26 protein-coding genes and 1 riboswitch are annotated in these 25,093 nt (G+C 62.2%); of the genes, 22 read left to right on the forward strand and 4 right to left on the reverse strand.

The genetic code is table 11. The features are described from left to right. Positions 1-36: 36 nt before the first annotated feature. The 10 genes from JG746_RS15370 (at position 37) to JG746_RS15415 (ending at position 13,155) form a co-directional block, all read left to right on the forward strand. A complete protein-coding gene (locus tag JG746_RS15370) occupies positions 37-1,026 on the forward strand; it encodes a Coat protein (protein ID WP_202358893.1) in 990 nt (329 codons plus the stop codon). A gap of 115 nt (positions 1,027-1,141) precedes the next feature. Beyond that, a complete protein-coding gene (locus tag JG746_RS15375) occupies positions 1,142-1,741 on the forward strand; it encodes a hypothetical protein (protein ID WP_202358894.1) in 600 nt (199 codons plus the stop codon). Then, the gene (locus JG746_RS15380; RefSeq protein WP_202358895.1) at positions 1,741-4,206 is read left to right on the forward strand and encodes a hypothetical protein; all 2,466 of its coding nucleotides are present in this window, start codon (positions 1,741-1,743) and stop codon (positions 4,204-4,206) included. Before JG746_RS15375 ends, JG746_RS15380 begins: the two co-directional genes overlap by 1 nt. A gap of 207 nt (positions 4,207-4,413) precedes the next feature. Further along, complete coding sequence (locus JG746_RS15385) at positions 4,414-5,082, forward strand: hypothetical protein (RefSeq protein ID WP_202358896.1); 669 nt, start codon at positions 4,414-4,416, stop codon at positions 5,080-5,082. A gap of 3 nt (positions 5,083-5,085) precedes the next feature. Next, entirely contained in the window at positions 5,086-5,625 is a 540-nt protein-coding gene (locus JG746_RS15390) for a hypothetical protein (RefSeq protein WP_202358897.1), read from the forward strand. Then, complete coding sequence (locus JG746_RS15395) at positions 5,626-8,175, forward strand: hypothetical protein (protein WP_202358898.1); 2,550 nt, start codon at positions 5,626-5,628, stop codon at positions 8,173-8,175. Continuing rightward, entirely contained in the window at positions 8,175-8,612 is a 438-nt protein-coding gene (locus tag JG746_RS15400; protein ID WP_202358899.1) for a hypothetical protein, read from the forward strand. Before JG746_RS15395 ends, JG746_RS15400 begins: the two co-directional genes overlap by 1 nt. A 145-nt stretch (positions 8,613-8,757) precedes the next feature. Beyond that, the gene (locus JG746_RS15405; protein WP_202358900.1) at positions 8,758-9,231 is read left to right on the forward strand and encodes a hypothetical protein; all 474 of its coding nucleotides are present in this window, start codon (positions 8,758-8,760) and stop codon (positions 9,229-9,231) included. Between the two features lie 325 nt (positions 9,232-9,556). Continuing rightward, positions 9,557-10,081 (forward strand): T6SS immunity protein Tdi1 domain-containing protein, encoded by a 525-nt coding sequence (locus JG746_RS15410; protein ID WP_244730831.1) that lies wholly within the window; start codon positions 9,557-9,559, stop codon positions 10,079-10,081. A 380-nt stretch (positions 10,082-10,461) separates the two neighbouring features. Next, complete coding sequence (locus JG746_RS15415) at positions 10,462-13,155, forward strand: hypothetical protein (protein ID WP_202358901.1); 2,694 nt, start codon at positions 10,462-10,464, stop codon at positions 13,153-13,155. Positions 13,156-13,158: 3 nt separating this feature from the next. On the opposite strand, the gene JG746_RS15420 is transcribed toward JG746_RS15415, so the two are convergent. Continuing rightward, complete coding sequence (locus JG746_RS15420; protein ID WP_202358902.1) at positions 13,159-14,280, reverse strand: class I SAM-dependent methyltransferase; 1,122 nt, start codon at positions 14,278-14,280, stop codon at positions 13,159-13,161. Between the two features lie 110 nt (positions 14,281-14,390). On the opposite strand from JG746_RS15420, the gene JG746_RS15425 reads away from it, so the two are divergent. The 5 genes from JG746_RS15425 to JG746_RS15445 all read left to right on the forward strand — a co-directional run bounded on the left by JG746_RS15425 (position 14,391) and on the right by JG746_RS15445 (position 16,176). Next, positions 14,391-15,137, forward strand: coding sequence for a glycoside hydrolase family 108 protein (locus JG746_RS15425; protein ID WP_202358903.1), 747 nt, complete (start codon positions 14,391-14,393; stop codon positions 15,135-15,137). Positions 15,138-15,139: 2 nt separating this feature from the next. After that, positions 15,140-15,340 (forward strand): hypothetical protein, encoded by a 201-nt coding sequence (locus JG746_RS15430; protein ID WP_202358904.1) that lies wholly within the window; start codon positions 15,140-15,142, stop codon positions 15,338-15,340. Next, entirely contained in the window at positions 15,337-15,576 is a 240-nt protein-coding gene (locus JG746_RS15435; RefSeq protein ID WP_202358905.1) for an ABC transporter permease, read from the forward strand. The genes JG746_RS15430 and JG746_RS15435 overlap by 4 nt, the downstream gene beginning before the upstream one ends. After that, positions 15,561-15,755 (forward strand): hypothetical protein, encoded by a 195-nt coding sequence (locus JG746_RS15440; protein WP_202358906.1) that lies wholly within the window; start codon positions 15,561-15,563, stop codon positions 15,753-15,755. Before JG746_RS15435 ends, JG746_RS15440 begins: the two co-directional genes overlap by 16 nt. Positions 15,756-15,858: 103 nt before the next feature. Further along, positions 15,859-16,176 (forward strand): hypothetical protein, encoded by a 318-nt coding sequence (locus tag JG746_RS15445; RefSeq protein WP_202359377.1) that lies wholly within the window; start codon positions 15,859-15,861, stop codon positions 16,174-16,176. 69 nt (positions 16,177-16,245) lie between these two features. Here the strand turns inward: JG746_RS15445 and JG746_RS15450 are convergent, their stop codons facing one another. Next, positions 16,246-16,452, reverse strand: a complete 207-nt coding sequence (locus JG746_RS15450; protein WP_202358907.1) for a hypothetical protein — start codon at positions 16,450-16,452, stop codon at positions 16,246-16,248. An 846-nt stretch (positions 16,453-17,298) separates the two neighbouring features. Here JG746_RS15450 and JG746_RS15455 point away from each other — a divergent pair. Further along, the gene (locus tag JG746_RS15455; protein ID WP_202358908.1) at positions 17,299-17,769 is read left to right on the forward strand and encodes a GNAT family N-acetyltransferase; all 471 of its coding nucleotides are present in this window, start codon (positions 17,299-17,301) and stop codon (positions 17,767-17,769) included. Between the two features lie 93 nt (positions 17,770-17,862). Here JG746_RS15455 and JG746_RS15460 read toward each other — a convergent pair whose 3' ends face one another. Continuing rightward, complete coding sequence (locus tag JG746_RS15460) at positions 17,863-18,570, reverse strand: hypothetical protein (RefSeq protein ID WP_202358909.1); 708 nt, start codon at positions 18,568-18,570, stop codon at positions 17,863-17,865. Positions 18,571-18,768: 198 nt separating this feature from the next. Between JG746_RS15460 and JG746_RS15465 the strand changes: the two genes are divergently transcribed. Next, positions 18,769-20,316, forward strand: coding sequence for a glycosyltransferase family 39 protein (locus JG746_RS15465; protein WP_244730832.1), 1,548 nt, complete (start codon positions 18,769-18,771; stop codon positions 20,314-20,316). A 175-nt stretch (positions 20,317-20,491) separates the two neighbouring features. Next, complete coding sequence (gene msrA, locus JG746_RS15470; protein WP_202358911.1) at positions 20,492-21,010, forward strand: peptide-methionine (S)-S-oxide reductase MsrA; 519 nt, start codon at positions 20,492-20,494, stop codon at positions 21,008-21,010. Positions 21,011-21,226: 216 nt separating this feature from the next. Here msrA and JG746_RS15475 read toward each other — a convergent pair whose 3' ends face one another. Continuing rightward, positions 21,227-21,535, reverse strand: coding sequence for a hypothetical protein (locus JG746_RS15475; RefSeq protein WP_202358912.1), 309 nt, complete (start codon positions 21,533-21,535; stop codon positions 21,227-21,229). 195 nt (positions 21,536-21,730) lie between these two features. Next, positions 21,731-21,844: riboswitch (TPP riboswitch) on the forward strand. Between JG746_RS15475 and JG746_RS15480 the strand changes: the two genes are divergently transcribed. The 4 genes from JG746_RS15480 (at position 21,835) to JG746_RS15495 (ending at position 25,078) form a co-directional block, all read left to right on the forward strand. After that, positions 21,835-22,443, forward strand: a complete 609-nt coding sequence (locus JG746_RS15480) for a Ykof family thiamine-binding protein (protein WP_202358913.1) — start codon at positions 21,835-21,837, stop codon at positions 22,441-22,443. Its footprint overlaps the riboswitch before it by 10 nt. Before the next feature lie 43 nt (positions 22,444-22,486). Continuing rightward, the gene (locus tag JG746_RS15485; RefSeq protein ID WP_202358914.1) at positions 22,487-23,305 is read left to right on the forward strand and encodes an ABC transporter permease; all 819 of its coding nucleotides are present in this window, start codon (positions 22,487-22,489) and stop codon (positions 23,303-23,305) included. Beyond that, a complete protein-coding gene (locus JG746_RS15490; protein WP_202358915.1) occupies positions 23,302-24,069 on the forward strand; it encodes an ABC transporter ATP-binding protein in 768 nt (255 codons plus the stop codon). Before JG746_RS15485 ends, JG746_RS15490 begins: the two co-directional genes overlap by 4 nt. Beyond that, positions 24,062-25,078, forward strand: coding sequence for an ABC transporter substrate-binding protein (locus JG746_RS15495; protein ID WP_202358916.1), 1,017 nt, complete (start codon positions 24,062-24,064; stop codon positions 25,076-25,078). The genes JG746_RS15490 and JG746_RS15495 overlap by 8 nt, the downstream gene beginning before the upstream one ends. The last annotated feature ends 15 nt before the right edge of the window (positions 25,079-25,093 follow it).

Here is a 25,093-nt window from a genome sequence, read left to right on the forward strand (position 1 = left end):
GGCGTCACCACCAACCCAAGCTGAAGGAAGACAAAAATGGCAGATGCCTACACCCGTATCGCGGACGCGATCGTTCCGTCCGTCTATGCGCAATATGCTTTCGAGGAACATGTGCAGTCGCTCGAAATCTACCAGGCCGGAATCCTGTTTTCCGACCCGGCGATCTCGTCCAAACTGTCGATGGGCGGCCGCTCCGTCGACATGCCCGGCTGGAAGGACCTCGGTAACGACCCGTCCGAGCCGGTCAATGACGATCCGGCCGATTCCATCGAGATGAAGAAGGTCGGCTCGCGCCGCGAGGTCGCCGCCCGCAACGTCCGCGCCCAGGCGTGGGGCGTTCCGGACCTGACCTCGATCCTGGCCGGCGACGATCCGCAGAAACTGATCGTCAAGCGGCAGACCGAGTACTGGCAGCGCGCCAACAAGCTGACCCTGCTCGGCATCCTGAAGGGCGTGGTCGCCGACAACATCGCCAATGACGGCGGCGACCTGGTGCGCACGACCGGCGCCTCCATCGTCGACACCGACATCATCGAGGCCGCCTATCTGATGGGCGACCGCGCGGACAAGTTCAAGACGATCTGGATGCACTCCAAGCAGATGAAGGCGCTGAAGCTCGCCGACCTCATCGACTATGTGCCGTCCTCCGAGCAGGGCGGGCCGCTGATCCCCTACTACATGGGTCTGCGCGCTGTCGTCGACGACGACATTCCGGTGGCCGCCGGCGTCTATACCGCCTTCATGTTCAAGGACAAGGCGATCCTGTGGAACGAGCTGCCGGTCAACACCGAAGGCGGCCCGCTGGAGTTCGACCGCAAGCCGCGCCAGGGCCATGGCGGCGGCGTCACCGAAATGGTCGGCCGCCGGCATTTCGTGCCGCATGTGCCCGGCACCCGCTTCCTCGACGCCTCCTCGGCCGGCGAATTTGCCACCGATGCGGAGCTGGCGCTGGCGGCGAACTGGGACCGCACCGCGTCGAGCGTCAAGAACATGACCTTCATCGCGCTGAAGACCACCGAGGCCTGATCAGGCCGAGGTGAGGGGCGGGGGCGAAGAGCTCCCGCCCAATCCCGTCTGGACCGCATTCCTTCGCGCAAAGGGTCGCGACTTGACCGACCCGAAACCAATGGAGGCCTGACACATGGCCATCACCCCGATCGATATCGCCAATATGGCGCTGGCCGTGCTCGACGAGGCGCCGATCGACAGTCTCGATCAGGACGTCAAGGCGGCACGCCTCCTGAACCTACATTTCGACCTGACATGCGAGGCCGAACTGACCAAATATGCCTGGGTGTTCGCGATCCTGCGCGCGTCGGTGATCGGTAGCGATACCGGTTCCGGCGATTGTACGTTGAACTGGGCCTATGAGCTTCCCGCCGACTGCCTGCGGCTGCTGCCTTTGACCCACAATGGCGAACCGGACGGCGCGCCGATTTCCTGGCGCCAGGAGGCAGGTCTGATCTATTGCGACCAGGCCGGCCCGCTGGCCATCCGCTATGTCGCCAACCTGACCGATCCCAACGACTGGGACGCGCTGTTCACCGAAGTGCTGGTGGCGGCGCTCGCCATCAAGGTGGCGCATCCGCTGACCCACAAGTCGGGCATGATCGACATCGCCCGCTCGGCCTATGACCGGGCGCTGGATGCCGCGCTCAACGCCAACGCCATCCAGCGCGGCGGCCGCTTCTACACCGCCTCCTGGTCCAGCCAGCGCGGCGACAGCAGGATTTCGCGCTGATGACCACGCTTTATCCCGTCCAGGATGTCTTCACGCGTGGCGAAATCAGTCCGCGCCTGCACGCCCGCGCCTCGCTCGATTTCTATCGGGCCGCACTGGCCCGATGCGAGAACTTCGTCACCCTGCCGCATGGCGGCATCCGCAAGCGCGGTGGCACCTATTTCGCCGGCGAGGCCAAGATCTCGGCCAAGAAGACGCGGCTGATCCCGTTCATCTTCTCGGCGGACCAGGCCTACGCGCTCGAATTCGGCGACCTCTACATCCGCGTCTACGCCTATGGCGCGCGCGTCGGCACGGTCGAGGTCGCTTCGCCCTATCTGGAAGCGGACCTGTTCGAACTCGCCTATGTCCAGTCGGCCGACCAGATGTGGATCGTGCACAAGGACTACCCGCCCAAGGTCCTGACGCGCGCCGCGCACACGGCATGGACCCTGACGGATTTCGCGTTTCTCGACGGTCCCTACGACGAAATCAACACCACGGCGACCACGTTGACGCCGGCGGGCACCGGCCACGCCACGCCCAGGATGACCTCCGCCACGACCCCGAGCGGCACCGTCATCGACAGTGGCACGGGCATAGGCTGGGGGTTATTTGACCGATCGATCACCGGCACTATCGCCATATCGGCAGGCAGCAGTGCACTTCTGCAGTACCAGTTCCCTGCCGGCCAGGGAAAGGCGGCCAACGCTTACTGGATCAGTGCGGCGGAAGATGCCGCAAGATGGGGCGACACACCGACACAATGGAAACTGTCAGGTTCCAACAACGGCGTGAATTACGTCACTCTGGACAGCAGGTCTTCGGAGACCGGCTGGTCTGGCTCGGAGGTGCGTTTCTACGATTTCCAGAACCAGACGACCTACGAATATTACAGATTCGACTTTTCCGGCGGTGGCGGCGGCGACGCCTCCAACACCTCGATCTCGGAAATCGCGCTGGCCGAGAACGGCGACCTGATGACGCCGTTCGATCTTACCGCATCCAGCACTGTCGGCATCAATGGCGGCGCCGGCTTTCAGACCACCGATGTTGGCCGCTCGATCCGCCTGCTTGGCGGCGACAATGTCTGGCGCTGGGCCAGGATCACCAGCCGAACAAGCACCACGGTGGTCAAGATCAGGCTTTACGGTCATGCGCTGCCAGATACATCGCCGATCACCCGCTGGCGGCTCGGCACCTTCGTGCCCGGCAAATATGTCGAGAGCGGTTCGCTCTATGAGGAACGCCTGGCCTTCAGCCGGAAGTTCTCGGTCTATGCCTCGGCCACCGGCGACTTCGACAATTTCGCTCTCGGCGAGAAGGACGATGATGCGCTGGAGTTCATCCAGGCCGGTGGCGGCCAGGCCAACGACATCGCCTGGATCGCCGATTCCGACGGCGCGCTGCTGATCGGCACGTCTGGCGGCGTACGCGCGCTTTCGGGCTCCGGCATCGACGAGGCGCTGACGCCGTCCTCGTTCAAGAACCGGCGCTCGCGCACCTTCGGTTGCGCCCGCATCCGCCCGGTCGATGCCGGCCAGTCGTTCCTCTATGTCACGCGCTCGCGCAAATCGATCGCCGAGCTGACCCAGACCGCGCAGAGCCGTTTCACCTCGGACGATGTCGGCCAGATTTCCGAGCATATTCCCAAGCAGGGCGTGGTCGAGCTGGCCTTCCAGACCGACCCCGACCCGCTGCTGTGGTTTCCGCTCGATAATGGCGAGTTGGGCGGCTACACGCATCAGCCAAGCCAGGAGGTGCGCGGCATGCACCGGCATCGCCTGGGGGGCACTTTCAGCGGGTCCGGTTGGGCGGTCGTCGAGAGTGCCGCGGTGACGCCGGGCCAGGACGGCAATGACGACCTCTGGCTGGTCGTCAAGCGCACCATCGGCGGCGTGACCAGGCGCTATATCGAGATCAAGACAACACCTTTCGAATATGGCGCCATCGCTGACGCCTTCGAGGTCGACTGCGGGCTGACCTATGCGGGCGCCGCGGTGGCCACGGTGGGCGGGGCGGCGCATCTTGCCGGCCAGTCCGTCGATGTGCTGGCCGACGGCAAGGTCTATCGCGGCCTCGCCGTCAGCGGCGGGGGCACGGTGACGCTGCCAGGTGGCGCGACCGCCGCCAAATGGCAGCTCGGCCTGCCCTATGCGGCTGATGCCGACACGCTGGAGCTCGATGTCGGCGGCAAGGACGGCTCCATCATCGGCCGCCGCAAGAAGGTGGCGAAAGCAATCCTGTCGCTGCTCGAGACCGACACTACGGGGCTCGAGGTGCAGTCCTTCATGCGCGGCCGCTGGGAACCGGTGCGCATGCCTTCGATCGTCGCGCCCGACGGGCGGGCGACGCTGTTCACCGGCAATGTCGAGGTGCCGATCGACGACAGCTGGGAGGGGCAAGGCAAGGTGCGCATCCGCCACGTCAACCCGACGCCCTGCACGATCCGCGCGTTCACGCCGGTGTTCGACGCCGAGCCTTAGGGCGCGGCGCTGACGCTGATGATCTCCCCCCTCGAGGGGGAGATGTCGCCGAAGGCGACAGAGGGGGTCGGTACGACGGGGCGCTAACCTTTATCTGCCGAAGACGGCCGCATGCGGTCGAACCGACCCCCTCTGGCCTGCCGGCCATCTCCCCCTCAAGGGGGGAGATATCCCCTTCGCCGGGCCACTCTCCAAAAAGGACATCCAATGACATTCCCCCATGCCGAAACCCTCGGCAGGGCGCGAACGGCTGCCGAATTCGCGGCCGTCATCGCCTTGCTCGACACCGACCTCAACGACGCGATCACCCGCAAGAGCGAACTGGCTGAGGCCGAGGACCGCGCGGTCTTCGGCGACGGCGACCTCGCCGCCGCGCGTGCCGCGCTCGACGACTGCAACGACCAGATCGCGCTCTTGGAAAAAACCATTGACGGCGCCGGCAAGCGCCGCGCGGAAGCCGCGCTCGGCGAGGCCCGCGCCGACATCGCGACCCTCGGCGAGGAGATCAAGGCCAGGGCAGCCTTGCTCGGCGAGCGCTGGCGCGGCGTGCACCGGCTGGTCGAGCAGCTGCGCCAGGAACTGTTCGAGGCCGATGCGCTCGCCCGCGGCATCGCCACCGCCAACGGCCTGTTCGACGCCGCCGGCGTCAGCGAGCTGAAGGTGAACCTGACCACCATCCGCCGCACCGCCATGAGCGGGCCGCGCGCGGCCGCACCCGCCCGGCTCAGCCGGCCGGCGCTGCAGGCCGACAGGCTGCTTTTGTCCTTCCTGACCCCCGGCGGCGCGCTCGACCCGCGCCCGCCGCTCGGCGCGCCGGTGGACGGCGTCAAAAGCAAATTCATTCCCGCAACTCCCTCTCTGAACGAACGAGGCTGAGTCATGTGCACACTTGCCCTTCTTGGACTGGCGGGAACCGCCTTGTCGGTTGGCGGCGCGCTGGTCGAAGGCCAACAGTCGAAGCAGATGGCCGACTATCAGGCCAAGGCCTACGAGCAGCAGGCGCAGGCCGAGGCGCAAAGTGCCGCCTTCGAGCAGAGCCAGGAGCGCCACAAGCAGGATCTGCTGCAGGCCCAGGCGCGCGCCCAGGCCGGCGCCTCCGGCGTCGGCATATCGGGCTCGCCGACCGAGGTGCTAGTCGCCAATGCCAGGCAAGGCCAGGTCGACCTTGACGGCATGCTGTACGGCTCGCAGCTGCGCCAGAACAACCTCACCGACCAGGCGGCCATCACGCGCTTCTCCGGCAAGCAGGCGGTGACGGCATCGATCTTCAACGCCGGCAGCGCGCTCGTTGGCGGCCTCTCCAAAATCTACGACCCGACGAAGAGCGCGACCTCAAACATGGCCGCCAGCACGCTGTCGACGCGCTCGGTGATCTTCGGCAGTTCGCCTCTCAGGGCAGCATGGGCGGGGAACACTTAAATGGTCCACGTCATCCCCCTTTCCATCGCCAAGCGCCGGCTCGATACCGGCAACGCGCCGCAATATCCGCAGGGATCGCCGATCGGCGGCGCCATGCAGGGGCTGGGCGAGCACCTTTCCGCCGTCGCCGAGCGCTACCAGCAGATGAAGGACCAGCAGGAGGCGTTCGACGCCGAGCTGAAGCGCCGCCAGTTCAATGGCCAGATCGCGCAGGCGGAAGATCAGGTAGCGGCGAACGCGCCTGCCGACGGTGCCGGTCTGCATGAGACGATGTACGGCCTGGTCGACCCGCGCGACGGGCGGGTGGTGAAGACCGGGCTGTTCGACACGCTGTTTGCCGCCGCCTTGCCTGGCATGCCCGAGAGCCAGCGCGCCGCTTTCGCCGGGCAGAAGGAGACGATGCGTCTGACCGGCGCGCGGCGCATGGCGCTGCGGCAGCTTCAGCGGCGCAAGGATTATGAGCAGGCCGAGGTCGACACGGCACTGAAGACCAGCGCCATCGCCATCGGCAGCGCCAACCCCGACGATCACGTCACCTTCGAAGCGGCCCGTCAGCAAGGGCTCGACCTTATCGACAAGATGGGGCTCGACCCGGGGATCCGGCAGCAGAAGGCGAAGGACTGGTTCGGCACCGCCGCGAAGATGCGGTTCGAAGCGCTGATCGCCAAGGATCCGAAGCGCGCGCTGGAGGTGTTTGGTGTGGGGACGCCGGGAGAGCCCTTGGGGGGCGATGCCTCCGGCGTTTCTCCGATCACCTGGGTTCTTGCCTCGGGCAATTCGGAGGCCGCTGCCGCGACCGGCGATCGCGTTGGCAAGCTCACGCCAGACCAGCGAGTGGCTCAGGCTTTCCGGGACGACATTCCGCCTGAAGACCGGCCGGGCCTAGCCCAGCAAGCCCGGGCCGCCGACGCTGCCCAGCAAGTCGAAATGCGCACTAGCATTATCCTGGTCGAACAGAACGCGCCGGCCGCCATCAGGGAGACGGGTAGCTATTCGGGGCCGATTTTCACACCTGAGCAGTTCGTGGCGCTCTATGGCGCGACGGAAGGGATTAAGCGCTTTCAGGCCTTCAATCAGACGCTTGATGTCAGCCGCCAGTTCTACGGCATGCGCACAATGTCTAACGACGCCGTGCAGGCGATGGTCAGAGAGTCCACGCCTAGGGCCGATAGTGCCACGCCGGAAGAGGACCAGGCGCGTCATGACGCCATAGCCACGGCCGCAGACCTGACGTTCAAAGAGAGGCAGGGCGATCCGGGCGGCTATGTACGCAAGACGTTCGCGAACCTCGACGCGGCTTGGAACAATCTCTCGAAGCCGGAAGACTATCAGGCGGCCATCGTCGGCTCGATCGCCGCCCAGCAGCAGTTAGGTTTCAAAACCGTCCAGCCTCTGCCGAATTCCGTTGCTGAAGACATTAACGACAAGCCCAGTGATAAGAGTCTGCCGCCGCAAGACAGGAAAGCAGATCTGAGCAACGTGCTTCAGGCGACACCACCTGCATTTCAGCAAGCGATGTTTGATCATTTGCTTCGGACCAGCGTCGCCAGATCAAACGAAGGCAGGGTGAACGACGGTTCCGTTGGGTCGCTGGTAGGCTCGGAGAAACTGGCCGAGACAACAGATTTTGTCCGGCGCGCGATATCCGGTGAGGGCCCAGAGCCGGAATGGTTGACCAATCATGTCCAGACCAATCAGGAGTGGTTGGGACAACTAATCGCCGGCGATAGTGAACGCGGAAGTCTACGGCGTTTTTTTGCGCAAAAGCTCGTGGGCTCTGATGGGCTCGGCGAAGACGGCATCTCCGTGGCTGATGCCACGCCATTGGGAGTGTCATTTGCACTGGAGAGAGCCGCGAATGCGGTGCTGGACCGTAACTACGGCGAAGCGCTGCTCAACGTTGCGGGAGCAATTCCCGCCGGAAGGCTGGCCGGAAAGACCTTGGAACAAGCCGGGAAGGTCGCGAAGCCCTGGGTAGAAAGCTTCTCAAAATCTTCGAAGAGGCCAATTGAGCTTGTCGAAGGGAGCAAGGCTCTCATACGAGGAGTCGATGCTGACACCCTTCGATCTCAACAAGAGATTGCGCGCTCGGTATCCCCACGGATTGCCTCGCGCAGGGCGCTGCCGGGCGAAATCCCCGAAAATACCTTTGACAACGCATTGTTGGCTTCGTTGCTTGCCAGAGACCCCTCTGCCGTCAAATATGCTGGCGCTAAGGTTGGATGGACAAAATCAAAGAACTACCGAAAGACCTTCTTTGATGCCAATCCTACACTCAATAGCAGCGACTATGTGGTTCATCATAGTGTAGAGCAAGGGATAAATAACAAATATCCTGGACTTTTTTCTGATGAAGAGCTGAATTCAATAGAAAATCTTCGCGGAATACGGAAGGAATTCGATATAAAATTGCACCAAAAAGTAATTAAGTCAGAATGGAATAAATTCTATCGAGCGCACACTGTCGCCACCCGGCAGCAGGTGCTTGACTATGCGTCTCACTTGGACAAGAAATATGGGCATCTATTTGACCCGCCGATAGGTGATTGATGAATTACTATGAAATTGAGCCTCTGGTGGCCGGCGAGCTTGGCAAGGATACTGTCATGGATCCAAGCGTTCATCCGCCTGTTGTGAGCAAGCTTCACTTTCAATTCGCTGGCTGGCATGGCGATGCCCTTGTGACCGCATTTCCCTGTTTTCTTGTGACCGAGGAAGCCAAGCGTGGGTTGCTGGCCATTGGCATCACTGGCGCCACATTCGCCGATGCGGAGGTGACCATATCCGAGGATTTTCACCTGGTACAGCCCGACGTAGAGCTGCCCCCGTTCGTCTGGCTTAAGGTGGACGGCAAGGCAGGTCAAGATGACTTCGGGATCAGCCGGACATTGAACCTCGTGATATCGGAGCGTGCCTTCTATGTATTTGATGAATTGCTGGGCCTCTCTTCCGCTGATTTCTGGCGGTTCGATGGCGACAATAGGTAGTGCATCACCCTCGTCCTAACTGACGTCAAAGCGAAACGACCGCCTTCTAGCGAGCGATTCCAATTGCGCTCTGATCCGGGGCGTCTCTCTCTCTCTCTCTCTCTCTCTCTCTCTCTCTCTCTCTCTCTCTCTCCCGGAATTAGTCATGGAGAACAATGCTAAACCCGACCTGAGCAGCGTCACACGCCTGCCTTCGGCTAATATCAGCACCGGAGACGACGAGCTTGATTCTGCCCGGATCGAGGCCCGCCAATATCTCGAATTCTACACTTGGGTATCGGCTATTAAGGACGAATATCTTGGTTACGCCGCAGAAGGGGTAATCTATATTTTCCTTTTCGAGATAGAGACCCGTCGACCGGACGTGAATCCATGGACTTGGGTGATCGTCGGGGATGTGCCGCCGACGTACCTGCCAGCTGATGACGGAAAGACGCCTTTTGAGGCGCTGGATGGTTATATCGGTGCGCTGGAAGACTGGGTTGAGGCTGCACGCACGGGAAAGTCCGTGGCGAAATTGATACCGGTCAATATCGAAGCAAATCCCGCCAACGCTGAGATGCTGGCGAGCCGGCTCAAATTCCTCGACGAGAAAATCTTGCCGGAACTCAAAAGATAATAAGCACGATTCGCGCGAAGACGTCGGCCAGTACCACTTATAAACGGGCCGGCAACGAAGTGCCGGTCGGCAATGACGTGGATCATGTGCACGATTTGCAGCTGGGAGGTTCCGAAGGGATATCCAACATGGCTATACTGGATAGAAGCGTCAATCGCAGTTTGGGACCTCAGATACATCACCGAATAAAGCACCTGCCGCATGGAACAAGAATCACCAAGGTTACGATCGGAGATCGCTAGTGTTCGAGACATTTCGTAGAAATTTTTCTTTGGACCCGGGGCGTAGACCCGGCACTGTCAATCTTGCTAGCGATATCCCTGGATTGAACGAGTTGCTGGGCGATTTTGGCGGAGCCTCGTTCAATCACGGCTTATATAGAATTGTCTCTGCGCAAGATGTCCCGACCTGGAACGCGAGGGTCGGCCTAGCCTTCTCTGAATTTACCGGGCGAATTACATGCTTCGGTTATGATTGGTTGGGAAGAACCTTCGCCGTCGACAAAGGACGGATCGAAGATGGTGAACCGGGGATTTTGATGTTTGAACCTGGTACCGGCGAGGCGCTCGAGATACCTGCCAATATCAAGACTTTCCACGATGTGGAACTTAATGAAAATCCAGATGCGGCATTGGCTTCTACTGCTTATGCGGAATGGTGCCAGACAGGCGGCGGCGAGCCTGCCTATGACCAATGTGTCGGCTACAAAATACCGCTTTTCCTGAACGGGAAAGATGCATTCGAGAACATGGAGTTGTCGGACCTGGAGGTCTATTGGCACATCATGGGCCAGCTTGTAGCTAAGGCAAAAGGCTTGCCCCCCGGTACTCCTCTTAACCTTCGAAGCTGACTGGCGTATTTCCTTCAAGAATTGTGGTGACAGGGGACTTCGTACCGGTCCCATCCACCTTGGAACCGCACCCTGTCTGTGAGACCACGACTCGCCAAATGTAGGAAGCCCCGAAGCAAGAGCCTGGGCGCGCAATTATCGAGAAGACGAATAATTGCTGCCAGCCGCACGGCGGCTAAGACGCCAATATCACCTATTGGTTCTGGTATCGCGCCATTCAAGGCGCGAACGCTCGCGCGACGAGAAAACCGAAAATAAACGATAGCCGCTGGCCAAGTTTGGCTGGCGCGCCCGTTCCGTCCACCCATTGCCAGCCCATCAACCAACCCGAAATCCTCAAGCCTCGCTTTCGCGGGGCTTTTTTTCATGGAGCAAGCCCTATGGCCCGACCCGCAACTGCCGCCGTTCGCCTGCTGACCGGAGAGCGCGAACCCTGCCGCGTGGCGGCCACCTTCAGCAAAACCCTCTATGGGCTTCAGGTGATCGACAGCGTACAGCTCGAGGTCGGGGACCGCGTCCTTTTGCTCGCCCAGACCGATGCGCGAGAAAACGGCATCTACACGGCAAGCGAAGGCCAGTGGTATCGCGCCGCCGACGCGCGGACCTCTCGAACGATGCAGAAGGGGACGACGGTCCATGTGCAGGCCGGCGCGATCAACACCGCCAAGGTGTTCTCATTCCAGACCGACAAGCCGGTAATCGGCGAAGACGATATCGTGCTGTCACTCTACCTGTCGGACGACACCTTGGGCGACGCCCAGGCTGCGGCAACGGCTGCGGCCGGTAGCGCCAGCGCTGCGGCTGCATCACAAAGCGCAGCCGCAACCAGCGCGACGAATGCGGCATCCAGCGCCTCCGCCGCCAGCACGTCGGCGACCAACGCGTCGAACGCAGCTTCAGCGGCCTCGACGAGCGCTACCAATGCGGGCACCAGCGCCACGGCATCGGCCGGTTCGGCATCAAGCGCGGCGACATCCGCGACCAATGCGGGGAATTCGGCGACCGCTGCTGCGGGGTCAGCTTCGGCAGCGGCTGCTTCGGCGGCTACGATCACGTACGCCAGCCAGGCGGAGGCGCAAGCAGGCGCGATTTCTAACAAGATTATGTCGCCGCTGCAGACGAAGCAGGCGATTCAGAATGGTGCGTTTTTCCAGCGCTCGGAAACGGGTGCGATTCCGCTTACGTTCTCGGCCATCTTAAGAGAGCGCATCAGAGCTTCGGCCTTTGGCTGTGACGCCGGAGCAAGTGCGGCCGTTAATCGCGCTGCTATCCAGAACGCATTGAATGCCGCCGGCGCTAATGGCGCTCTCGTCCAACTCCCTGCCGGCATCATCAATGTGGACGGCACGTCCATGGCGCTTACTTCCAATGTGACGTTGGAGGGACAAGGCCAGGGCACGATCATCAATATCAACTCCGCCACCGCGAACATGTTTACCGTCGCGGCACAGTTCGTTACCATTCGCGATCTCTACATGGCAGCGTCCGTAACACGCACGGCCGGCGACTTCGTACAGGTGAACAGTGGAGGCAATCGCTTCGAACTTGAAAATTTTCACATGGAGGGCGCGGCACAGGGCGTCAACATTGTTGGGAACATTGCTTCTGCCCGAATTAAGAACGGCAAGATCTTCTCGACCGTAGGAGCGACCGGCATTCCGGTCAGGATCAATGCCGGGCTAGATATCAAGCTCAACAACGTTGTCACCGATAATGTTGCATCGCCTCAGCCGTACGCCGGGATTTATATCTCTAACTGCGGCGACGTCACCATTGATGAATGCCAGATCATTCATGGTGGGCAGGGCCTTCTTCTCAACCCCGGCGCTGGCCAGAGTGTGGTGTCGGTCTGGGCAAACAACACATTCTTCGACAATTGCACCCGAGCGCTCTATGTGCAGGCTGTTGGTACCGGTGCTGTCGTCGGGCGCTGCATGTTCGACCAATGCTGGTTTTCTTCTGCTACATTTGAAGGCATTCGACTGGAGACCGGTTCGGGAGGTGTGGTCGATGGCATCGACTTCATCAGCCCGCATATCTTCCTGAATGCGGTTGGCGTCTCCTTGCGTGACGCCGGAGTCACCAATGCTAGGTTTATCAACCCAAACATCGTTAAGAACACCGGAGACGGATTCTTCGCCAATACCGGAGTCACTAAGTTCTCGATTATCGGCGGCAAGATCGGCACCGGTGGTGGCTTCTCTGGCGGCAATGGCGGAAATGGTATCAACCTAGCCGGCTCCAATGACCAGTACATCATCAAGGGTGCAGACCTCACGGGTAACGCGGGGGCCGCATTGGCTGGCCATATCGCGGGCCTCAATAAGGTCGTTGAGGGCAACCTCCCGCGCACCGTGAACGATAACAGCAAAATCATCGGCACCACCACGAATGACGACGCCACTGCCGGCAATCTGGCCGAGTATGTGGTGGCCAACGTGCCGAACGGGTCCGCGGCTGTTACCATGACGATTGCCTCGCCTGCCGTCGTCACTTGGCCGGGGATCCCGTACTCCGGCAAGGGCAACTGGACAGCGCCGATTTCTTTCTCGACCACTGGCGCGGTGCCCACAGGGGTCGCAGCAGGCACGACGTATTGGATTATCGGGTCTTCGGTCAGCGGCAACACGTTCCAGATTGCCAGTTCCACAGCCAATGCTCTGGCCGGCACACCGATTAACACCTCGGGGTCGCAATCCGGTACGCACACAGGATCGACCACCTTGTCGCTCACGTCGCTGGCAACGGCGAACATCGCTGCGATTTCCCTGACGGCCGGCGATTGGGATGTGGAGGGGGTCGTGAGCTACGTGCCAGCCATTACAGCTTCTGTGAGCCAGTTCATGGCAGGCACGTCCTTGACCAGTGGAACACTAGACACCGCACCGGGAAACCTCACGGCGACCCCTGCGGTTGCGGCGACCTACAACGGTGCGAAGGGCGTTCACATCCCGACGCCGCGCAGGCGCATCAGTGTATCGACGCCTACCACGGTCTATCTGCTGGCGTTCGCCGAGTTCACTACCGCGGCCAACATTGCCTTTGGCATGATCCGGGCGCGAAGGGCGAGATAGGCGTTAGGTCCGTGCGAAATAGCAGTAAGCGAGACCATTGGTGGGCGAGTTGTATTTGTCGGGAGCCCAGCCGGCACGCGTCAGTGCCTCACGGAAATAAGGCTCCTGAAAACCCAGCTCCATCCAGCCGTGAACCATAATCGCTCGGAGAGACAAACCATCGAGTCGCGGCCCCCAAGGGTATGGCACCGCTGGCGCCCAATAGCCGGACGGGTCGATGATCGGCTCCGCCGCAAAGACCAGGAAGCCGCCAGGCTTCAACATGCCACGCATCTGATGCAGGGCTTCTTGATGCACCAACGAGTGGTGGAAAGCCTGGAAGAAGAAAATCCGATCGAATGGTTCGAATTCGGCCCCGGTCAAGAAATCACCATGCACGGTGTTGATGGCCACGCCAAGCCGCTCGGCCTGTCCCTGAATGACGGAAAGGTAAGAAGGGTCAACGTCGACCACGGTGACATCGCAACCTAGCCTTGCCAGATGCAATGAAATCTGACCGTCGCCGGGTCCGTATTCGAGAACCCGTATTCCTGGCGTCACGTTCATCTGCTTGATGATCTGCCCGTAAGCTTCGAGGTAGTTTCCGAGAAACGCGCCATCGTTCGTATAGACGGACGGCTTAAGGATCGTCTTATTGATATTGATTGGGCTTCGCTCGCACTCGGCGGCGCTATATTCTTGGCGGTTGGACAGCTTGTAGTAGATGTCTAGGACACGCTGCCGGTACTCAGCAGAGAAAGGATCATCCGGCATCGTGATGATGGTTGGATCGGCCAGATGGCAGTTCGCCAGAACCTTGACCCGCTCCTGCTCCGTCGGCAAGGCCTTGACTTCCGCAAGAACGCTATCGAACTCCTGAAGCGAGAAAATCGGCCTCGACGAAGGCGCCACAATTGCCGGCGGCGCTTCAGGCTTTAGAGTCTCTAGGCTGATCGCCGGTGGTTTTGGGACGTCTACGACGATCGGTTGCTTGGGACCCGCAGGGATTGTCCTCGTATGGTCTGCCTCCTGGATACGCTTGGCTACATCAGCAAAAGCCACTCGTTTTGGATCTGGCGGAAAGTACTTCCGTATAGCAATTCGTAGACCCAGCGGGAGAGTGTTGCGAGCGATGTCTCGAAGCATGGTCAGCTCCCTTTCAGCACCGACCAGCGTTTAGAGCAGAACCGCCAGAGCGGCAACACGGCCGAGTAAATGCATCGCGCTTCTGTTTGAAACCAACGAAAGGAACCTCCATGGACCGCAACTTCGCGCGGGCGCTTGCGCTTGTCTTGAAATCCGAGGGCGGCTGGTCGGACAATCCGGCCGATCCGGGTGGCGCCACGATGAAGGGTGTCACGCTGGCCAACTTTCGCCGCTATGTGAAGGCCGATGCCAGCAAGGCCGATCTCAAGAAGATCGGCGACGCCCAGGTCGCGACGGTCTACCGGCGCTTCTATTGGGATGCCGTGCTTGGCTCAGAACTGCCCGACGGCGTCGACTACGCCGCTTTCGATTTCGCGGTGAACAGCGGACCGGTCAGGGCGGCCAGGCACCTGCAGGCAAGCGTGGGCGTCTCGCAGGATGGGCGCATCGGCCCGGCCACGCTGGCGGCTGTCAGGGCAAAGCCGGCTGGCGTCATCATCGACCAGCTTTGCGATGCGCGGCTGGCGTTTCTCAGGCGGTTGCCGACATGGGCAACATTCGGGCACGGCTGGAGCGACCGCGTAAAGTCGGTGCGTGCGCAGGCCTTGCTGATGTCGGCCCCTGCGACAGCACCCGGCTCAGTACAGCCTGCAATGCGGGCGCCGGTTTCCCAGCCGGTCCAACCGCCGGCCGAAGCTGAAACGCCCGCCGGCAACGCGCCCGTGTCGGTGTCGCCTGCGCCGGATGGGTCCGGGATTCCGGCCGCCGCCAAGGCAGGCGGGGTCATCGCCGCCATCCTGCTCATCGCCTACGTCGCCTGGCACCACATCGCCGTCGCCCTGCAAGGGATCTTCTGATCATGGCCACCATCACCCAACCGACCATCCGCCCGACCAACAAGCTGACGGCCGCGACCATCGCGGCCGCGGTCGTGTCGGTCTCAGGCGTCTTCGTGCGCAATCTCTGGCCGTCCTGGTACGACGCCGAGACATGGGCCACGCTTCTGCCGATCGCGGTCTTTGCCATCGGCTATCTGGTCAAGGATGAGCCAAACCGATGAGCACGCTTCTCACATTCGTGGCTAGCAATCCGACCATTCTCGGCATCGGTGCCGCCATCTTGGCGGCGCTCGGCTGGGGTGTTCGCCAGCGGCTTGCCGGCGAGCGCAGCGAGCGTGCCCGGCAGGCCGCCGCCGAGGCCGTGGCACGCGACATTGCCGATCAGGTCCAGAACGACATCGGCCCGCTGCCGGCCGCCACGGCGCGAAAGGAGCTCAAATCATGGGCAAGGGATTGATGCTTGTGTCCGTCCTGGCCGCGATGGTCGGCTGCACGACCGTCAGGGGCGGGTTCTGCGCGGTATCCAGCCCGCTGCGCCTGTCGGCGGCCGCCGTCGATGCGCTGTCGGACGCCGAGGTCAAGGCGCTGCTGGCGCACAACCGCAAGGGTGAAAAGCTGTGCGGGTGGAAGCCATGACCGTTGTCGCACTTCCCCTGGATTCCGCCACGCCGCTTGCCGGGCCGGACATTTTCGGCGCCGGATCGGCCTTCGGCTTCCTCATTGCGAGGGCGATGAAATGATGCACGACTTCTTCGACCTGCTCGGCATCAAGGGACCGGTCGTCGTCGCCGGTCTGGCCGGCGGTGTCCTGCGCGCTCTGTCGCGCCACCGCTACAAGCTGCGCGAAATGGTGGCGTCACCGATCTGCGGCGCGCTTGCCGCGGCCTATCTGACGCTGCCCGTGGTCCAGTATGCCCGCGCCACGGGCCTGCCGCTGGCCAATGACGACACGACGACGCTGGCGGCGGCCTTTCTCATCGGCGTCTGCGCCATGTGGATTTCGGATATTCTGTTCGAGCTGATCGTGCGGAAATTCAGGCCGGCGACGGAAGACTGAAAGGCCGGACAGGCCGGCCTCTGTATTGCTGATGGCCGTGGCGGCCTTAGGCCCCGATCTAGATGCCTCTCAATGGAATCTGGTTTTGAAGACGCGAAAGACTTCGCACCAGAGGTGGAAATCGGCCGGTCGCCCGGCGAAGTGTGCTTCCATGGCACAGTAGGCCGCCGCGGTTTGCGCTTCCGGCCCATAAAGCTCGATTGCGGCAATTACTGCATCGTTAGGATCGGCAAAATCTGAAAGCCTCAGCGCCGCGCCATTGTCTGTCCGGAGCATCGAACAACACCTTTTGTTCAGCGCCCTCATGCCTCATATGTGGCGCAAATCACGTCACCTGCGGCCCAGCGGCTTGGTTGCTAGAGGGGACTGGCAGCGGAAGGCCACTGGGCCTGACCGGCAGGGCCATGAGGATGGCGGCGCCGACTGGCGACATATATGCACCCCTGCTCATACCAGCGAAACATGCGAACGAAGGAAGGGCAACGCGCGCTGGTTCCTGTCGGCGGGCTTTTCGTATTGGGCACTTGCGTCCTCAGTCTCCTTTGTCGCGTCTCCAGGAACACCAGAATTTGGCCCGCCGCGCCTTTGCTGGGGCGGAATGGAGCGCCAATCGAATGATGCGCCGGCCTCCCGTATCATTGCAAAATGGATGGCCGGCATCGTTGGGGAACCGAACTGATTTCGCTCTCCAGGCAGCCGCTCGTGGATCGCACTTCGCCGGCATTCGGAACTGAAACGGGCTTCGCAGCTTCTATCTGAGCGAAGCTTAGTGAGGCAGGCCTAATGTTCAGTGACAAGGAAACCCGATTCTTGGAAGCTGGGCTGTTCATGGCGGTGCCGCTCTCAATCCTGATCGCGGTATTGCTGGTCAGCGTCACGTTTGGCTGGTTTGGATGACGGATTGCACGCGGCTTGCGGAAGCCCGGACCAGCTTCCGAGGAATAGCCCCAGGCCTTGCCCTGCGCCCGAGAATTCGCGCCTGACGGCTCGATCGAGTTAATGCCCGCCTCGGCTGACGCCGGGGCGGGCTTTTTTGCGTTTGTGGCTCCTGACCGGCCGCTGCTATATCCAGGAGCAAGGCTGCCGAACTCGCGGCGGCATTGATCCAGCCTGGGCTTACGGATGCAGATTGAACGATATGACGGGGACCGCGAAATATTGCTGCCGCTGTTTACCCTTGCCGACGATTCTCCCGCGCAGGTTTCCAGCTATATCGACAAGGGCGAGGTGCTGGTTGCGCGGGATGGCAACAGGATCATCGGCCACGTGCAGCTCATCGAGACAGGCGAGGGCGGTGTCTTCGAGCTCAAGAGCCTGGCGGTCCGTCCGGCAAGGCAGAGCGAAGGGTTGGGGCGCGCCCTTGTGGCGGCGGCAATCACCCGCTGCCGCGAGCGCCACGGCCGGCGCCTGATCGTGTCGACAGCGGCGGCCGATATCGGCAATCTGCGTTTCTACCAAAGACAGGGCTTTCGGATGTGGCGCATCGTGCAGGATGCGTTCGGGCCATCGACCGGCTACCCCGAGGGTTTGATTGTGAACGGCATTCCGTTGCGCGATCAGGTGGTCTTCGAACGCGACCTCGGCACGGATTGAGGGGATCGTCCGCCCGCTCCAGCTTCGGGACCCTAGCAGACCATCCAATAGCCCGCTCCGGTTCGCCGGGGCGGGCTATTTTGCGTTTCTGACCTAGGCCAGGATGTTGACGGCGCGGGCGGCGACCAGTGCGATCGTCAGCAGCGAGATCATCGCCTCGGCCATCATCAAAAGCTTGGCGCGCTGGGAGAGCGGCAAGGTGTCAGTCGGCGAAAACGCCGTCGCATTGGTGAAGGCGAGGAAGAAATAGTCGACGAAGCCCGGCAGCCAGTCGCGGATCTCGCGGTCGTTCAAGGTCATTTGCGGGAACAGGAAGTCGGAATGGGCGCGTTTGACGAGGCCGCAGGTCGGCGGCCCGCCGCGGTCGGTGCTCCAGAACCACAAGGCAAAGACGATGACATTGGTGACCCAGATGTTGAGCGCGTCGATCAGCAGCGTCTGGCCGCTGGAGCCGGCATGGCCCGCCAGCAAGGCGCGCACCAGGAACACCAGCGAACCGCAATTCATGACGCTGACGACGCCGGTCATCACCAGCGCCGTCCTGCGGATCATGACGCGAAACCGGCCGACCAGATACCAGTGCTCTTCCTCGATGGCTTTCTGGGTGGCGACCTGCGTCCAGGCGGTGGCGATGGACAGGGGCACAAGCAGGGCCGCCTCCAGCGCCGGCGCCAGCCAGCGGGGGCCGAACGAAAGATCGTTGATCACCAGGAGCTGCAAGCAGATGATGACGAGGACCGCCGCACGTGCCAGCCAGAAGTCGAGCGCGCGATGGTGGATGACGGCATGCTGGTGACGCATCGAATATCCGGGATGTTCAGACAGGATCAAATGGGCGGCTGTTCTGCCGAGGGGAAGGCAACGGAGCACCGAAATTCCTGCCCAATCTTGGTCTTGCAATGGCCTGCAAGTATACTTTTTCGTAAGCTTTGAGGTTGGGGCTGTTCGGCAAACCGGACGATGTGGTTTAAGCGCCGCATGGTGGGAATAGACGACTCCATGGATGGTTGGGCGCCGGCGGGGCTGACTGCCACCGGCCACGACTCGTCATCGGTATGGCCCGGCCTGCTCCGCCGTCCCTCGTATTTGCTGGCGCTTCTGTGCCTGGTGCAGATCGTGTGCTGGACGGTGGTGCCGGCATTGATCGACCCCGCGCCGCCCGGCGATGTGGTGGAAGGGTTCATGTGGGGCCGCGAATGGGTGCTTTTGACCTACAAGCACCCGCAGCTTCCCGGCTGGCTGCTCGAAACCAGCCATCTTCTGACCGGATCATTCCACTGGCCGCAATATTTGCTCGCCCAGCTGACGATTTCGTCGACCTTCGTCCTGGTCTATCTGCTGGCCCGCGACATGCTCGGACAAAGCCGGGCGCTGGCTGCCGTGCTTTTGATGCCCTCGGTCTATTTCTTCGGCTGGCCGACCCCGCAATTCAATCATGACTATGCGCAGATGCCGTTCTGGGCGGCCATCTGCTGGCTGCTCTGGCGCGCCGGCCGTGGTGGCGGGCCTGGCTGGTGGCTGGCGCTCGGGCTGGTGTCGGGCGTCGGGCTCTATGCCAAGTTCTCCACCGGCCTGCTGCTCGCCTTCGGCGCGCTCTGGCTGCTGTACGACGCGCGCGCGCGCAGCCGGCTGGCGACGCCCTGGCCGTGGCTCGGCTTTGCCGTTTTTCTGGCGGTGGCTGCGCCGCTGGCCATCGCACTCTACCGCATCGATTTCCTGCCGCTGACCTATTTCGCCGACCGCGACGCGTGGGTAACCGAACACCGGGCGCGCCTTTACTATATCGGTGTCCAGATGGCCGGGCTCTCCGGCTTTCTCCTGGTGCTGGCGATATCGGGGCTGCTGCGGCGTTCGCCCGCTCCCGAAGCTCCCGTCGAACGCGGCATTCTGGTCTATCTCGTGTGGATGGGGCTTGGGCCGGCGACCCTGATCATGGTGGCCTCGTTGTTCACCGGCACCGGCGAGTCCTGGGGGGCGCCGATGTACAATCTTGTCGGCGTCACGGTGCTCGCCTTCCTCGGCCACCGGCTCGGCGCCATCGAGATGCGAAGGCTGGTGATCTGCGCGTTCCTCTGCATCGTCACCATGTCGGGCGCCTATGCGACCCTCCGCTGGACGGGCTGCAATTTGCGGGGACGCCTGGACGCTGTCTGCTGGCCGGCGCAGCCGATCTCGGACGAGGCCGAAGCGGTCTGGCACGCGGCGGCGCCCGGCCGGCTCGACATTGTCGGCGGCGATACTCAGGTTGCCATGCTGGCGGGCCTCAATGCCTATGACAAGCCGTCGATCTTCACCGACCTCGATATGCGGTTCGCGCCCTGGATCACAAGGCAGCGTTTGCGTGACCACGGCATGCTGATGGTTTGGCCGGGGCAGGGCGTGCCGCCGCAACTGCGGACATGGCTGGGCAAGCTCCCGGTCAAGACCGTTCTCTTCAATTGGTCGCGTACGGCGCCGCCTGTGCAGATCAGCTTTGCCGCCATTCCACCCGGCACGCTGTATATGCCGCCTGCCGTCGACAGCCGGACCCGGCATCGGCGCAACTGAGAAACCGCTCGATCCCCGACCGCGTCGTGATATCGTTCTCTCACGGCGCGTTGTTTCCCCGCGACTGGACGAAGCGGACGAGAATGCCCATCTATCGGGAAATCCAATTTTGTCTGCGCAATTCCTGGCGGGAAACCGCCGCATAAGTTGGAATTGCCTTTTGAGGAGACGTGACATGGCGACTTCGACCGAACGCGCAGTGCTTGCCGGTGGCTGTTTCTGGGGCATGCAGGATCTGATACGGCGCTATCCCGGCGTCAGCTCCACGCGTGTGGGCTATAGTGGCGGCGACGTTGCCAACGCCACCTATCGCAACCACGGCACCCATGCCGAAGCCATCGAGATCAATTTCGATCCGGCGGTGATCAGCTATCGCACGCTGCTGGAGCGCTTTTTCCAGATCCATGATCCGACGACGCGCAACCGCCAGGGCAACGACGTCGGGATGAGCTACCGCTCGGCGATCTACTATACAACCGACGAGCAAAAGCGCGTCGCCGAAGACACCATCGCCGATGTCGATGCTTCCGGCCTGTGGCCGGGGAAGGTCGTCACGGAAGTCGCGCCGGCCGGCGCCTTCTGGGAAGCCGAGCCCGAGCACCAGGATTATCTGGAGAAATATCCAAACGGCTACACCTGCCATTTCGTCAGGCCGGGCTGGAAGCTGCCGGTGCGCGAGAAGGCTGTCTCATAAGGTTGGCAAAAGCAGCGCGCCGATTGTCTAGAGCAATTCCAGGAAAAGTGTGAGCGGTTTTCCGTCCGGAATTGCGTCAAAACAAAGGGTTGGAGCGGTTCGCCGTTTCCATGAAACGGTGGAACGCTCTAAGTGGCTGCGCAACGCTTTGCGATCGTTGGGAGTGATCGAAAGCCGCCGGATGTCTGGCGGCTCTTTCGTTTTTGGGGCAATAACTTACTTGCCGCAGTTGTTGTCGTTCACGGTGGCCGCCGTCAAATTGCCGTTTGCATCGGTCTGCGCACCTTGCGGGTTGGTCGGGCAATTCCGATCCGCATTGGAGTTCATATCGCCCGGCGCGATGGTCGTGCTGTTGGTTGTTGCCGGATCGACCCTATTGGGCGAAGCTGGCGTGCTCGGGTCTACAGTCACAGACTGGCCGCTGCCGCCCGACCCATCCATGCCGTTTGCGGCGTTGCCTTGCGCCATCGCTGAAGTGGCAAGCGCAATGGTGAACGCCGAAGCCGCGAGGATTTTCATGAACATGGTTGTGTCTCCATTTCCGTGAACTCGTCGTGTTGCGACTGGTGGGACAACCTCTCGGCTTGGCGAAGATTCCCCATAGAATTGCGACTGCGCGGCATCGTCAGAGTCCGCGCAATGGTCAGAGCTGGTGCAACACTTTTGGCCCAGTGCGCTGAAAAAACGGCTTCCCCTTCCGTTCGAATGGTGCTTTAACGCGCTCATCCACAGGGGTGCTCCGTACGGTCGGGGCTGAGACGGGGGCGGCAAGCCCACAGACCCTAGAAGCTGATCTGGGTAATACCAGCGGAGCGAGGCGGGCGATGTTTTCAGGCGCACAGATTTCCCTATATCCCATGGCCGACGATTTCGTCGGCGTCATCTTGGGCGCGATCGGTGCGCTCGATCCCTACCGGGACAGGCTGAGGATCGAGACCGACGACATCTCGACCTTGCTTGTCGGGCCACCTGAAGTGTTGTTCCCGGCGCTGCGCGACCTGTTCGTGTCGGCGTCGCAGAGCGGCAAGCATTGTGTGCTGTCGGCCGCCATTTCGCGCGGTTGCCCGGGCGAGCCGGACGATCCGATCTGCCGGTCCGACGCGTTTGGCGGGCCAGTCGGGCCGCTCGGTCCGCGCAAGGAGGCCGCCATCGCCGCCGTGCGAGATGCTGCCACCACCGGCCAGCCGGCGGCGGCGCAATTCTCGCTCTATGTGATGGGCACCGGCGACCACATGGACGAGATCTATGGCTGCATCGATTTCCTGAAACAGTCCGGCGTCTACGATCGCTCCAAGAATTTCTGCACCAAACTGCGCGGCGATAGCGGGGCGATCTTTTCGGCGCTGAACGAAGCCTTCTGCCGCTTCGGGCCGGGCGCCGGTCACGTAACCCTCGACGTCACGGTTTCCGCCAACAGCCCCACCGCTGTCTGAACAGAACGCGTTTTCTTCGCGCGGACGTCAAGGTTGTTCTCTCGTGCTCTCATCGTCATCCAGCCGCCCGCGGCAGCTCGCGGGCTACTTCACCAAGGCGGCACCAGCCGTGATGTCGGTCGGGCTGCTGCTCGTGGCCTGGGAACTCTACGCCACCTATTCCGGCATCAAGCCGACGATCCTGCCGGCGCCCTCACGCGTCTTCGAGCAGGCGATGCTCAATCGCGAGGCGCTGATCGACAACGCCATTCCCACCATCCGCGCGACGCTGATCGGCTTTGCCTGCTCGCTGGGGGCCGCCTTCGCGCTGTCAATGCTGGTCGACTTCTTCCAGCCGCTGCGGCGCGCGCTGTTTCCCGTCTTCATCATCAGCCAGACCTTGCCGCTGGTGGCGATCGCGCCGCTGGTGGTGCTGTGGTTCGGCTTCGGGCTGACGCCGAAGATCATGCTGGTGGCACTGATCACCTTCTTCCCGATGCTGGTGGCTCTGGTGCAGGGCTACGAAGCGACGGAGGTGGAGATCGGCCAGATGCTGCGCGCCATGGGGGCAGGGCGCTGGCGCGTTTTTGTGCTGGCGCGGCTGCCTTCGGCGTTGCCCTATTTTTTCGCGGGCTTGAGGATCTCCATCACCTATGCCGTGGTCGGCGCCATCTTCGCCGAATATGCCGGTGCGGCCAAGGGGCTGGGCATCTACATGCTCAACGCCAAGAACAATTTTCGCCCCGATCTGGTGCTTGCCGCGGTCGGTGTCAGTGCCGCGCTCACGCTGATCCTGTTTGGGCTGACGGTGCTCCTGCAGCGCCTCGCCATGCCTTGGGAGCGGGCTGGCCGGCAGCCAGCAGGGAAGGGGCCGTGGCAATGAGCCGGCTCGAATTGCGGCATGTGCGCAAGGCGTTTGGCGGGCTCGACGTGCTTGCCGACATTTCGCTTAGCGTCGGTGCCGGCGAATTCGTCTCGATCCTTGGGCCTTCGGGCGCCGGCAAGTCGACGCTGTTCCAGCTTCTGACCGGTGCCGAGCATGGCGAGGGCGAGATGTTCTTCGACGGCACGCCGCTCGACGACCATGGCCGGCATTTCGCGTTCATGCCGCAGCGCGACGCGCTGATGCCGTGGCGGCGCATCCTCGACAACGCGACGCTCGGGCTCGAAGTGCAAGGCATCGAGCGCAAGGCGGCGAGGGCGCGTGTCGCGCCGTTGTTTGCCGAGTTCGGGCTTGCCGGCTTCGAGCAGCATTTTCCGGCACAGCTTTCGGGCGGCATGCGTCAGCGCGCGGCGCTGCTGCGCACGGTGGTGCAGGAGCGCGACATGCTTTTGCTCGATGAGCCGTTCGGCGCGCTCGACGCGCTGACCCGTGCGGCCATGCAGCGCTGGCTCGAGCGGATGTGGCGGCATCACAACTGGACGGCGCTGCTGATCACGCATGATGTGCGCGAGGCCGTGTTCCTGTCCGACCGCATCTACGTGCTGTCGGCGCGCCCGGCCCGTGTGCTGCGTGAAATCAGCGTGCCATTGCCGCGCCCGCGCGATCCGACCGGCGCCGCCGCGTGGCAGGCGGGCGCACTCGAGGCCGAGATCCTCGACATTTTGCTCAACCCGCAACCATCCAAAGGACATGACCATGACTGACCTGACGCGCCGGCAGGCTTTGCTGCTCACGCTTGCCAGCGGTGTTCCGCTGATCGCCGGAGCGAGCCGCTCCTTCGCGGCAACGCAAAAAGTCACCGTCGCGCTGGACTGGACGGTCAACACGAACCACGTCGGGCTGTTCGTGGCGCGCGATAAGGGGTTTTACCGTGAGGCCGGCCTCGAGGTCGACATTCTGCCCTACAGCGACACCGGCGCAGGCACGCTGGTCGCCAACCGCGTTGCCGATTTCGGCATAAACGGCACCATCAGCCTGTTCACCCAGAAGACCGCCGGCGCCGATTTGAAGGCCGTCTACGCCGTGGTGCAGTCGGAAACCGGCCGCGTGGTCTTCAACGCGGCGCGCAGCGAGATCAAAAGTCCCAGGGATCTTGACGGCCTGACCTATGGCGGTTTCGGCAGCGCCTGGGAAAACGCGCTGATCTCGACCATCATCCGCCACGACGGCGGCAAGGGCAATTTTGAGACGGTGACGCTCGGCACCTCCGCCTATGAAGCGCTGGCCAACGGCTCTGTCGACTTCACACTCGAGGTGTCGACCTGGGAGGGCGTCGAGGCCGAACTCAAAGGCATCAAGCAGCGCGGCTTCGTTTATGCCGATTACGGCGTGCCCGACGAGCACACGACGCTGATCTCGTCGAGCGAAGCCTATCTCCAGGCAAACCCGGCACTGGCCTCGGCCTTTGTCCAGGCAACGCGGCGCGGCTATCAGTTCACCGTCGATCATCCCGGGGAAGCCGCCGCGCTGCTGATCGCCGCCAACAAGGATGCCCTGACCAATCCGGCATTGATCGAGGCGTCGCTGAAGGCGCTGATCGACGGCCACTATCTGCGCGCGGAAAACGGCGCCATCGGCACGATGGATGCCGCCAAGATGGATGCGATCGGCGACTATCTCTTCAAAGCAGGCATCTTGCGTGACGCCGATGGTAAGGTTCTCGCGCAGCGCCCTGATTTCACGGGGTATTTCAGCAATTCAACGCTGGGCTAGGCTGCTGCGGTCCGA

Source organism: Mesorhizobium sp. 113-3-3, assembly GCF_016756495.1.
Classification (GTDB): Bacteria; Pseudomonadota; Alphaproteobacteria; order Rhizobiales; family Rhizobiaceae; genus Mesorhizobium.